Here is an 11,930-nt window from a genome sequence, read left to right as displayed (position 1 = left end):
GGCGGGTTGGATAATGAGGCAGCAAGGGAAAATCGGAAGAAACTTCTTGCTATGGTCTCAAACGCCTTTCGGCTTTGGAGGCGGGTTGGATTAGCAACCAATAACATCTAACCAAAAAAGGAGAGTTGAGAGTCTCAAACGCCTTTCGGCTTTGGAGGCGGGTTGGATACCGGCATTCAATATAGCTTCTTCTACAGGAATTTGCAAGCTCATTTCGGCAGGAGAACCATTTTATACTTATCATCACAAAAAATATAAGGAAATTCTTCCGGGAAAATTGCTCCTTAGTTCATGACAGGATGTACTTTCCTGATTTCGGCATGAGCCCCCCCTTTTATCCCGGTTTTGTCTCATGCCGAAAATTCCCTTCTTTTCAGATAATGTACAACAAGACCTTCCTCGGACGCTCCACAACTCCCGCACTGCGGATATCCGCCACACACCCCGCACAAATCCGATAGGATATCAGGCGGTCCTCTTCCGGATCAATCAACTCCAGCAATCGACTCCAGAACGTTTGAAACACCTGCTCTTCCAGATCACACTCGAATACGCTGTATTCTATGCGAAGTCCATAATCTTTACAGACTTCCGACACTTTGCGCAAACGCCGCGCATTCGCCACATCGTAAGCGACCAGACGAAGCATATTGCGGAACACCTCCTTTGCCGGATCATAGCGAATCGGTTCCCCGATCCCATATTCCCCCCAATCAGGGCATGTGGAAAAATTCAACATCGTCTTCTCCTTCCAGAATCCGGATGACCGCCCTTACCTGATGCTCGATAATCCGCCGGAAATCCGTATGCTCGCCCCCGGGTTTTAATGAAAATTTCCGCGCCATCGTCTGTTCGTATGCAGTGAAAAACAACTTTTTCCCATCATCCGTCAGATAGGTCCCGCCATCCTCCGCCTCAAATCGGAAATGTTCCGACCGCAAAATCCGGTGGTTAAGCAGATGCAATGAAAGCATATCACACAACGGCGCCCGCAGCGGCTCAAGCAGATCCAGCGCCAGCGAAGGCATGCTGTATTCTACCGTATGCAGAAAACCGATCCCCGGCTCCAAACCGTGCAGCCGCAGGCAGGTTTCAATTTCTCCCAGTACAATGGTATAACTCCAGGAGAGAATCGAATTCGCCGCATTCAACGGCGGCTGCCGGGAACGTTCTTTGAATGGCAGTTCCGGAGGGAAGAAATCACTGAGACGACGAAAATAACAGGCCGCCGCCATCCCCTCCATCCCCCGAAGAACATCCAATGCCGGATGCTTTCGGCGGATTTCCATACAGGAGCGGCGCAGAAACATCGCCGCCTCACGCTGCTGCGGCAAATCCGACTCACGACGGGCCGCCGAAAGCCGCTGCAGCACACGGCGCGAATTCCGGATTTTTGCAAAGATCAAGCGAGCTGACACGGCTGCCCGCACCCCCTCTTCCGCGAAAAGCCGATACTGCCGGATGCGGCGGGCGGCATTGAGCCGGTTCCCCGAATCAATCGCCCCCAGCCACCGACCGCGCGCAGAAAGAAATGTCACCGGAATCCGTAAAGACATCAACCGATGAAGCACCGGCAACGTCACAATCGGACGCCCGCAGATCACCACTCGTTCCACATCATGAAGCGGCACAGAAAAACGGTCAAGGCTTTCCATGCCGGCCTCTGCGTGGCGAATCAACTCAAGGCGGTCCGACTGCAATCGCACCGAAACCGTATCCCGGGTGATGACCAGCGACGGCATCGATTCAACGCCCCTTCGGAGAGATCATCTTTTCCAGACAGGTGGCCAGCCCGAGCAGACTGCTCATCTCCACCACCTGAATCCCCAAATCCGCCGCACGCCGTTTCCCGTAGGGATCCAGCGGCTGATAGCTCGCCAGAATCATCTCGGTGAACATTCCCGGCCGCAGATGCAGACTGTCAAGTTTATAGAGCGGAGGCGCACTCTTCGCGTCTTTCCCCAGATCGGCCGCTTTGCACTCGATCAGATAGAGCCGGTTTTTGTACAAGAACGCCGCATCGATCTCATTTTCGGTGTCGGTTCCACTTTTGATCTTGATGGAAGAGGCGTAATCCTGCAGTTTCACCCGCCGATTCAGCTCCCTGAGCTCGTTGCCCACCCACTCTTCCAGCCAGATGCCCTGGCAGAAACGGCGGCTCTCCTCATCGGGGAACTCGATTCTGTTGTTGTCATAGTAGCGGATCGCCCCATGATCCTGAAAAAACTTGAGCAATTCCCAGTATTTTTCCGGAATGCTTTTCCGAACGACAAGCGTCCCCTTCGCTTCCCCGGCCAGATAATTGAGCTCTTTGAGCGAATCCACGTACCGGGAGTACTCTCCGAGCAGAGTCCGGCAGAGCAATCGGGTCTTCTCCGTCATCTCCTTTCGCGCCGGAGTGTCTACCTGATAGCCATGAATGGCGAAAAAGTCGCTGATCTTCAACTGACCGGCAATCGGATACTCGGGAGCGCCCTCCTCCGAAACCGAGAGAATGGAGTTCCGTTCCGGATTGATGTAGAAACAGGGGAAATCCTGCCAGAACACCTGTTGCGCCGCAATGGTCATCAGCTTGGTACCACCGGTCAAATTGATGCCGGTTTCCGGCTCGCGGCCGGAGAAATCCGCAGTCAGATCCAGAAATTTCTCCTGAAGTGCGGCGAAATCGTAGGCGCTGCCGAGTTCATAGATCCGGGCGGAAATCTGATGAAGAGTGAAATAGGCAGCCAGAATTTCGGCGTTCCGACGCATGTCGTCCGTCGCACAGAGGACGACCTTATCCGGCCGGATCGATTTATCCATGACCGCGAGCACATTCGGCGTCGCCTGCCCGGAAACCATGAGGATGTGTGTTTGAAAACGCTTCATATCATTCCTTCGTTTTTTACAGCCAGACGAGATGCAGACACTGCCAGCTGCATATTTCGTCGGGCTTGAGTTCGTCACCGACCGCGGGGCGGAAGCTCCGGCGGAAATCCGGCGAGAGGATCCAGCACTCGCGGAACACTTCATCGCCGAGGGCGGGCAGAGCCTCCGGAGAGAGCGTCAGCACAGGCCGCTCCTCCGCCGGAGAGAGATCGAACCCGACCGCCGCCGAAGCGGCATGCAGCGTATTGGCGTGTCCCCAGAAGGAGACGATGCGCCTCCCTGCCGCCATCCGCCGGAATTCCTCCAGCGGAACAACATCGACCGTCAACCGCCGCCGCACCAGTGTCAGCGGAAACGTATTTCCGATCAACATCGCCTCAATCACAGCGGCCTCCCGTCTGAAATTCTCGTGAACTTGATTTTCCCCAGCGGCTTACCTGCGTTGTCCAACTGTTCCAACGCCCTGGAAACGATTTCCTCGGAAGTCGCATACAACACCAGATGAAACCCGTCAGCGAGGCGGATGTACTTCATTTTCAAAGGAGAAGTCAATCGATTTCTACCCTTGACATAACCGAAATATTTTTCGTTATCGCCACCGCTCAAAGTATCCGTGCAGATTGCCAAATCAATCTTCGGAACTGTTTTTGCAGAAATCATTATCGCTAATTTTTCCGCCGCACTTCTTACCTCCTTGCAGAAGTCGGCCTCATCCGGTTTGGCCCCCTGCGGCCAAACCGAACCGAACGCCCGGCTGCTCCTCATTCCGACACACCCCAGATAAAGCCAACTCGTGATGACCCGATCCACCCGTTCCCGCACTTGCTCTGACGTCATCGGACGAAAGGCAACCAGCAGCCGATAACGGGTTCCTCTCTTCAATGCAGAACAGGTAAATGCTTTGGGACCAACCTTCACATGTGGAAGCACTTGTTGCGGCATCTGCGATTCCGGGGCATTGTTTACAGGCAGCAGACGCAGGATCACCCGACTGCTGATGACTTTCCCGCTCGCCGTTCCCCAGGTCAGCTTCATATCCTCGCTGCCGAAGAGAATCGTATGCCAGCGACGGAGATGCCCCCGGATCGACGGAATGCGCATTTCCGCCGTCGTTTTGGATGCGCCATGACAGAGGCATGGCGTCAGCAATTCAAAATCATAATAGTCCTTCATTTGTAAGTGAGCTCCAGATTAAGTTTCCCGGCAATCTCAGTAACTTTCTGTAAACGGGGATTTCCTTTCTTCTCCCATCTGCGTAGCAAAGACGCCTTTTCCCGCATCAGTCGAAGGAGATATAACCGTTGAAAAAGCTCATCACGGGAAGCCAGTGCATCCACCGTATCCTCCAGTCCGTTAACAGGAAGATTGTCGACCTCCTGCTGGTAAATCACTTCCAATTCCTCCGGCGAACAGGAAGAACGGTCAGCAATCTTTTCTTCCGAATCCGGAATAAACCAGCCGTATCCCGCAGCAGTCTTGGCTCCGACGCCACAGGTGGTCAGACCGTTTTTCAGCATTTTCACCGCAAAATTCAACGTTTCCGGAGTGCTTCGCCCGGCGATGGGAACGACGGTGAACCGGAATTTCGTCCCGCTTTCCACTGCGGGGAAGAAAACCGGGATCGGATTTTTTTCACCGTTGTCCTGACGCGGGTTACGCACATTTGAAACGCCGTCACCGTGGGAATTGAGAACATCCACCACCAGCTTCCACTCCTTGTCACCCGGCACTGCCGGCAGAAACGAAACCGCTCCCGCCCACGCCGTTCTGCGACCATCCTTTCCATAATCATCCGGAAATTCACTGGCAAGAAACGCATCGAGATAATGATCCGATTCGCGGGTCCGGGCGGCGGCATTTGCCGGCAGCGGGTCACCGGTAGGATAACCGAACGTTGCTGCGATCAATCCGGCAAGGGATTTCGCCTCCTCCGTTTTTCCCGCTTCAAGCGCTTCGATCCATCTGCACCAGGCGGAATGGCGGGCAATTCCTTTCAATGCGGATCCGGGAATCATCGGATAACCCAGATTCCGGTGCAGACAGAGATTGGCATTTTCCAACACGCCCCCGGCCTGATCGACCATCATCCGCCCTCCCAGTTGCATCGTAAATGCAACCATCCCGGGAACTGAATACGTCGGTGCCGGAATTTTTTCCAGACATTTTCTGTTCCTTTCCGCCACAGAGCAGACTTTTTTGAGCTCATTGTCGGAAACCCGCTGACCGACGAGAACCATTTTCCGCAAGCGCAACGAGACGGATTCCAGTTTGGGGAGATCAGGTCCTCCTAGAACATCGACCACGCCCTGCTGAACCGAAAGAATTTCCTTATTCTCTGGAACCATGTTTCTCATCCTCCTTTTTGCGGGCAAAGCGACGCAGATAATTCAGATACTCCATGCTCTCTGTCGTGATATTCCGCAGTACTGCGGAATCACCTCCCATCAGGAACCGAATAAAATCCTCCAAAGGCATCGCGCGTTCCAATGAATTCACACCATTAGAGGCTAAATGTTCGATAATGCAATCAAACACTTTTTTATGTCCGGGATTTTTGTAATTTCCGTTGCCTTTGGGTTCTGCGGCAAAAGCAGCAGCCGCGAGCATTCCATTGTCCCGAATCATTGTCGGAACCTTTTTCACTACTTCGCCGCCCTCCGCACCAGGAAAAACTGTATTCTGATGACGGATCGCATTCGCGGCGCGGATCTGATCGAGATTCTTCATGATGCTGTTCCTCCTCTCAGTTGAGCGTTACCGTGCAATAGCCGAGGCCGATCGTCTCGTCACCGCCAATCTGCAGAACATTTCCGACGGATTCGAGTTTTTCCCGCACCTCATCCAAGGCATCAACGGCCGAATGCTCTCTCTGCTTTTCCGCCCCGAGCACCGCGTAGAACATCGTCTCCGACGGAACCTGCTCCTGATTGAACAGCGCACCGGAAGCAACCGTGCCGGTCTCATCCTCCACCCGAATCCGCGTCACCACCTCGCAGGCCTGCTCGACAAAATAGCTGAACATCTCGTCGTTCACCACCACCAGACGGTTCTCAACCTCCTGCCAGACCGGATCCGCCCCGAGTGTTACCAGCGCCTCAGCCAGCGCGGAAATCTCCTTTTTCAAACAGGCAAACTGATACTCCTCCAGTACAACCCGGCCGCCACCGAAAACCACCTCATCGGCAGCCGCGACACACTGATCCTCTTTCAAGCCGTCGAGCGAATTCACATTCAGCTCCAGACCGGCATCCCGTTCCAGCCGCCGCAGTGCCAGCGGACAGGTGATCCAGGCGAACGAACCTTTCGCAGAACGTACCGGGAACGCCAACACCCGCGCCTCTCCGACCAGCAGCTGGCCGGCTTTCGCCTTCGACGCGCCCTGTTCATCCTCGCCGAACAACGTTTTCCCGTCACTGCTCCGCTTACAATTTTCATCGTTCCAAAGATCGGCCAGCACCCCTTTCAGACTGCTGCCGGGAATGATCGGGATCCGGGTGTGCCGCTCGCGCATCACCGGAGAATCAATCGCTCCGACCGAGTTTCCAGCTCCGACGTGAAGAGGGGTACGGGTGAAAATTGCAAAAATCCGCTTTTCCATCTTTTTCAATCCTTTCTGTTTCTCTATTTTTTTCATTGCGAAGATGTTACAGTTGAATAAAATCCCACCGGCCGCAGACACCGAGTCCCAGTCCCTGTTCTCCCAGCGCATCCGGTTTGGTTCTGCCATGCAGAATTCGCGAGAGGCGCTGTGCATCCTCCGGCGTTCCGCACTCAAAATAGTAGACCGCCCCCGCCGGTACCAGCAGCCGGGTCGCCTTCGGCGCTCCCGCAGCCGGATTCCAGCCGGAAACCGCCTGAGGCTTCGGAATGCACGCGGCAACCAGCCTGGCATCAACAGCGTCACTCTTGTTCTCCCGAAGCATCACCGCGCCACTCTTCTGATCCACCCACCCCGGAAGCCAGCCGCGGCAGAAAAATCCCGGCGAGAGCAGAACCCACTTCACCCGGTTCCCCGGAAACGATTCCGGCGGGTCCTCCACCAGCGCGGCCCGACTGCGGCCGCACTCGAGCCGGGCCGTGCCACGTTGTCCGCCAAAAATCAGATCGCAACGGTTCGCCTCCCGGAAAAGCTCCGCAAGCATATCGGTCTCCGCTCCGCTGTACTTCTTCGCCGCACACGAAGCGAATGCCGCCATCGAAACCCCTTTTGCCAATCGCAGATATTCCGCGCTGTAAAATCGCCCCTCCTCCACGGAGCGCCGTTCTGCATCAATCCCGATTCCCGGACGAGCTTCCGCCAGATACAGCTCTCCGGCAGAAACCGTCCGCAGATTCTTCGTCTCCCCCGCCAGATAGTGCGCCAGTTCCGACAGAAGCAGCCACTCTCCCGGTTTCTCCTTCGTCGCGCCGGCCAAACTCCCGACCGGATATTGCAAGGGTTCCGGCAAATTCGCACGCCCCGCTCTGGAAAATTGCATCGGAGATGCCACGCCTCCCTGTACAAGCAGATCCGCGGGCGTCGAAACCCAGATTCCCTCGTCGTTCTTCGGGAACGGGCCCCAACTTTTCAGACCGCCCAGATGGAAGCGGACTCGGCCCCGCTCCTGTTTTCTCTGTTCGGAAACCGTCAGGCGGTGATGTTCACTCTCCCACTCTCCGAGCCGGTCGGCAAACCGGCGCTGCAGAGCCGCCAGCAATGCCGAATGAAACAAGGCCGGATGCGGCCACAGGGAACCGATTCCGTCGGAACTCCCCCCAGCGGCCGCCCGTCCCGGAAATAAAGCACATCCCGCGGATGCAGTTCAAGTTCGTAATTCATGCCTCTTTCCCTCCTTTACCTTCACCGGAACGGTCGCGCCAGATGAACGCCTCCGTCAGAAACAGTTTATCAAAGTCCCCCCAGCGCTTCTTTGCATCAAGAGCGTCCAGATAGGTCAGACAGAGCCTCCGCAACTCATCCCGACGGCGCAAATCATCCGGCGTTCTAATTTTCATCTGATTGGTCAGAACCTGCTCCAGTTCACAGGCGATAACTTCGCGCGGATGAAATTCCGGAGCGAAACTCCCCTCTCCCGCCTCCAGCCGATACGGTGCGAGCAGTCCTGCCAGCATATAGGGGAAACGCCCGGAAGCCAGGTCATCCTCCCGCATCGCCCGGAAAGACCGGAAAAGCGGAAGTGCTTCATCGTCCCAGTTCGCCCCCCAGTGAATGGTTTCGCCGCCCCGTTTGATCAGCGATACGGCAAAGGCGCTCCGGCCGTACTCATGCTTCGCCCGACTCTCCGCCCGGCGCGCCTCCGCCACAACCTGCTGCAAGGGATCGTGTGCATGGGCAATCGCGATTCCGCAGGAGAGCTCGGCCCGGCAGCCCGGAACCAGAATTCCATTCTGCCAGCCGTTCTCGCCGTGAAAGGCGTTTCGCAACGCCTCGGCGCAATCGAGTGCGTTCTTTGCCGGAAGAGCTGCCAGCACATCGTCACCACCGGCATAGATCAAACAGCCATTGTGTTCTTCGACAATCCAGCCGGCCAGTTTCGACGCGAAATTCGCAAGCGCTTCGCTGAACTGCAGATGATAGCCCGGTGTGACCTGCCGCCGCAGTTCCGGCGTAACCCCGAGACGCTCGAAGTACTCCCTCGTATTTCCCCGGAGCTGTTCCAGAAAGCCGGGGGTTTTCTCCCCGCTGATCCACTTGCCCATTTCGTCGCCATCCATCGCTAGAATCGCAAAATAGCCGTCATTCCCCGCCAGCTCCGGCGTCGAATTGAAACGCAGAAACGACTGGAACCGGCTTTCCGACACGCCCAGCGCTTTGACCAGATAACCGCAATGCGGGTCACACCAGAGACGTTTGATGATGTTCAACGCTCCGTAAGGTCCTTCGTTGTCCTTGAAAACATCGGACTTCTGCTTCCAGAATGCCTCGTCGCCGATCAACTCCTCCTTGCCGGTCAGCATATCTTTCGGAGCGCCATCCTGATGGTCATCGGTGACGAACGCGGCAAAGTCGCGCGTGTTGCGGCGGGCCGCAAGACGCAGGCTCACCTCCGCGAAGTTCGCCCCCCAGGCAAATTCCGGGCGATTGAGTTTCCAACGTTTATCCGGATGGGTACAGCGGTCCGGATATTCGCCGCAGCGGGAACAGCACCGATAGTAACGGCCGTCACGCTCCTTCTCCGGAATGATCGCTTCCGCCAGAACCCGGGCTTCCCGCATCCGCGCCGCCTGACCGGGATCCATCTTTTCCAACGCGGCAAGCGCCGCATCGAGATCTTCGTAAAACGGCAGCGTCTGCCATGTGATCTGCGGCATGAGCTCCAGCTGCTTCTCCCAACGGGGACGCCAGGCGGAGATGTCTCGATTCGCCAGCGTCCCCAGCTGCCGGAAGCAGTGATCGCCAATCCGCTTCAATTCCTCATGCACCGCCTGTTCCGCCCGGCGTGCAAGCTCCTCCGCCCGCGAGGCGGGAACAAGCGCCAGAAAACGGTTCGGAATGGTCGGGTAAAACAGCGATTTCGCCGGATCTTTCTCGCCTTCAGCCGTTCCGTACAGCCGCTGCCACAAGGTGTCGAGCCGACCATGTTTCCCCTGATACTTGACCTTCTCAAAGAATTCCCGATTGACTGCATCGAAAATTCCCAAACCGCGCAGCGCGGGGAATATTACCGAAGCGGGGCCGACCTCATCAGTAACGGCTTTGATCGCACAACCGGTCAACCAGGAGATCAGGTAGGAGCCGCTCCACAGATCGCGGGTGGAACGGGCCGCGGCGATGAACTCCTGAACCGGGCCCAGCTGGAAGAGAAGAAACGCCGGCTCCAGCCGGGCGCCGCCGCTCTCCCGGCACGCCTCAAATGCCGCAGTCAAATCCATATGCAGCCATATGGAATGATCCGGAATGCGCGAATCCGCCGGCAGAACTCCCAGGGCCGGGTCAATCGCCACACTCTCCTCCCGCCAGCGACGCCAGAGCAGAAAGAAGAATTCACGCCACGATGCCGCTTTGATCCCGCCGAAACTGCCCTGCAACTCCTCTTCGGCTCGGGCTGCGGTAGCCGGGCATTCGATCACTCGCTCCCCTGCCCCCAGCGGATGTTTTACGATTCCCTTATGGTTGCCGGGCGCCGCAAAACAACCGCCTGCCCCGGCGAACCGGTTTGGAAAAATCACCCGGTCCGCCGCCGCGGCGGCATGATCCGGCGTAGTTTCCCATGGATAGAGATTTCCGCTCTCCTTTTCTCTTTCGAGCCGCAAATCTTCACTCCCCTCCGGTCCATCGATCCAGACAGCCCGGATGAAAGATCTTGCAAACTCCTCATGTTCTGCAAGGTCCAATACTTTATGCGGCGGATCGTGAAGATACGCCAGAACCATCCGTTTGAATTGTTTCTCCTGTTTATCCATCTTTTCTCCTCTGATAAGTTGATTGTCGACTACGACAGTTTCAAACACGACACCCGGCGGTAAAGGTTTCACAATACCGGCAGGAATGTATCTTCTGTTTGCACTTTTATTATATCCCGGCAGAATCGCCGGAACAACTTTCCGGACTTCCGGCGGACATCCGGATGCAAATCCGGTCCGGAGAAAGACCGATTCCGTAAATTCCGCGCCCCCGGGTCGGAAGAAACAGTTCAGGCGCGCAGTGTTTTTTCAGCACTGCGGCCAGGTCGGAAATTCTCTTGTTCAAGGTCTCCTCTCGAATCCGGTCCGCCTCCAGCAATCCCGAACAGGAATACCAGTACCGCTGCGGGAGCCTCTCCCGGGCAAATTCTGCAAAAGAGGCAAATTCTTCGCAGAGATCCTTGCGGTGATAGAGGTGCTCCCGGCCATCCCGCCGCCGCTCCGCCAGCATCCAGTAGAGCAGAAACAACTGGAACTGCAGAGAAAACTCCTCTTTCCCGATCCGGACAGTCAACCGGTCCGGCAGAAGCTCAAGCGCCACCGACGCCTCGAACTCTTCCGCCGCCTGATCCGCCAGCGCCACCATCCGGGTGTACTCGCCGGGAAGACGCTTCAACTCCCGGCCGATCAGATAACGGCAATGGACAAACGGCAGATCCGACAACACCAGACGGGCACTTGCTGAATCATGAGAAATTCCCTCCCGATCCACATGATTCTGCCCGGGGACAGGGAAAAAGAATCCGGGCTTCAGCGCCGGATCGTCGAACGGAGGATTCACGAGAATGTGGCACAGACGGTCTCCGCGTCTGCCGAGCAGACTCATGCAAAGGGCACCGAGCGCACTCATGGATTTGCGTCCTCCGGCTATCGAAAACGTGACCCGGGTATCGGGATTTTCCGTATACTGCCGCAGCACATCCAGAATAAACGACCCGGCACGTTCCGCCGAGAGGGTGTCCGCCACATCACGGGCGTCGCCGTCGTCACCGCCATCCGGCAGCAGGCGGATATGTTCCTGGTTGAGGGAAAAGGAGATATCGCAATTGAGCGTCTGTCGAAGCAGTTTCCAGACACCGGATTCAAAGAGCTTCGATCGAAGGCAGGCCTCGCCGGCAAGGGTCGTGATGACCACCACCTTCCGGGGCGGATCTCCGGACAGGGCCAGAGAAAATATGGTCTCCGTAATAACCGCTGGAGAAGTGCCGCAAAGGGAAATCAGAACATGGATTGGCGAGTCTGTTTTCTGTTCCATCGGAAAACCTCCCTTTTTTCAATGTCGATATTCTGCTGTTCCGCGGAGGAGTTTTATTTCCTCCGGAAGTATTGATTTTTCTCCTCTTCTCTTAAGGTAACACATAGCAGAAAGATTTCAACGTGATTCTGAACTCTCTGCATACTTTCCGATCTCATGCAGGCACAACCGTTTTCCAGCGCCCCCTTTTTCAACCTTCCTATCGAAAAAACCGGTTGGTAGAAATGGTTCGACTTGCATTTCCGAAATTGTGGAATCCTCCGGATACTTCGCCATCCGGCATGAATCTCCTGAAGATTTGATACAGCAGATGGAGTTTCTATTAACAAAATTCTTTACTCAATTATTGCAGTCGCCGTCACGTCACTCGACAAACTTGGAAAGGAGTGAAAAAACAGAAAAC

At 55.9% G+C, this 11,930-nt stretch carries 12 protein-coding genes; all 12 read right to left on the bottom strand.

Translation table 11 applies throughout. The features are described from left to right. Positions 1-373 precede the first annotated feature (373 nt). On the bottom strand, positions 374-739 hold the full coding sequence (gene cas2, locus ACMLHG_RS07080; RefSeq protein ID WP_295812327.1) for a CRISPR-associated endonuclease Cas2: 366 nt from the start codon (positions 737-739) through the stop codon (positions 374-376). Further along, positions 714-1,742 (bottom strand): CRISPR-associated endonuclease Cas1, encoded by a 1,029-nt coding sequence (cas1, locus tag ACMLHG_RS07075; RefSeq protein WP_295812326.1) that lies wholly within the window; start codon positions 1,740-1,742, stop codon positions 714-716. Before cas1 ends, cas2 begins: the two co-directional genes overlap by 26 nt. A 4-nt stretch (positions 1,743-1,746) precedes the next feature. After that, positions 1,747-2,868 (bottom strand): Card1-like endonuclease domain-containing protein, encoded by a 1,122-nt coding sequence (locus tag ACMLHG_RS07070; protein WP_417170033.1) that lies wholly within the window; start codon positions 2,866-2,868, stop codon positions 1,747-1,749. A gap of 16 nt (positions 2,869-2,884) precedes the next feature. After that, positions 2,885-3,253 carry a hypothetical protein gene (locus tag ACMLHG_RS07065; RefSeq protein WP_417170032.1) on the bottom strand — a complete coding sequence of 123 codons (369 nt, stop codon included), beginning with the start codon at positions 3,251-3,253 and terminating at the stop codon, positions 2,885-2,887. Then, positions 3,250-4,041, bottom strand: a complete 792-nt coding sequence (locus ACMLHG_RS07060) for an RAMP superfamily CRISPR-associated protein (protein WP_417170031.1) — start codon at positions 4,039-4,041, stop codon at positions 3,250-3,252. Before ACMLHG_RS07060 ends, ACMLHG_RS07065 begins: the two co-directional genes overlap by 4 nt. Next, the gene (gene cmr6, locus ACMLHG_RS07055; protein ID WP_417170030.1) at positions 4,038-5,222 is read right to left on the bottom strand and encodes a type III-B CRISPR module RAMP protein Cmr6; all 1,185 of its coding nucleotides are present in this window, start codon (positions 5,220-5,222) and stop codon (positions 4,038-4,040) included. Before cmr6 ends, ACMLHG_RS07060 begins: the two co-directional genes overlap by 4 nt. Then, entirely contained in the window at positions 5,197-5,595 is a 399-nt protein-coding gene (locus ACMLHG_RS07050; protein ID WP_417170029.1) for a type III-B CRISPR module-associated protein Cmr5, read from the bottom strand. The genes cmr6 and ACMLHG_RS07050 overlap by 26 nt, the downstream gene beginning before the upstream one ends. A 16-nt stretch (positions 5,596-5,611) precedes the next feature. Beyond that, entirely contained in the window at positions 5,612-6,466 is an 855-nt protein-coding gene (gene cmr4, locus ACMLHG_RS07045) for a type III-B CRISPR module RAMP protein Cmr4 (RefSeq protein WP_295807807.1), read from the bottom strand. 46 nt (positions 6,467-6,512) lie between these two features. Continuing rightward, complete coding sequence (locus ACMLHG_RS07040; protein WP_417170034.1) at positions 6,513-7,565, bottom strand: type III-B CRISPR module-associated Cmr3 family protein; 1,053 nt, start codon at positions 7,563-7,565, stop codon at positions 6,513-6,515. After that, on the bottom strand, positions 7,496-7,687 hold the full coding sequence (locus ACMLHG_RS07035; RefSeq protein ID WP_417170035.1) for a hypothetical protein: 192 nt from the start codon (positions 7,685-7,687) through the stop codon (positions 7,496-7,498). The genes ACMLHG_RS07040 and ACMLHG_RS07035 overlap by 70 nt, the downstream gene beginning before the upstream one ends. Then, complete coding sequence (cas10, locus tag ACMLHG_RS07030; RefSeq protein WP_295807803.1) at positions 7,684-10,272, bottom strand: type III-B CRISPR-associated protein Cas10/Cmr2; 2,589 nt, start codon at positions 10,270-10,272, stop codon at positions 7,684-7,686. The genes ACMLHG_RS07035 and cas10 overlap by 4 nt, the downstream gene beginning before the upstream one ends. A 109-nt stretch (positions 10,273-10,381) precedes the next feature. Then, entirely contained in the window at positions 10,382-11,527 is a 1,146-nt protein-coding gene (csm6, locus tag ACMLHG_RS07025) for a CRISPR-associated ring nuclease Csm6 (protein ID WP_417170028.1), read from the bottom strand. Positions 11,528-11,930: the final 403 nt, after the last annotated feature.

The sequence above is a fragment of the Victivallis sp. genome (assembly GCF_048170485.1).
In the GTDB taxonomy this organism is placed as follows: Bacteria; Verrucomicrobiota; Lentisphaeria; order Victivallales; family Victivallaceae; genus Victivallis.
This window is presented reverse-complemented; position numbering and strand designations above follow the sequence as displayed.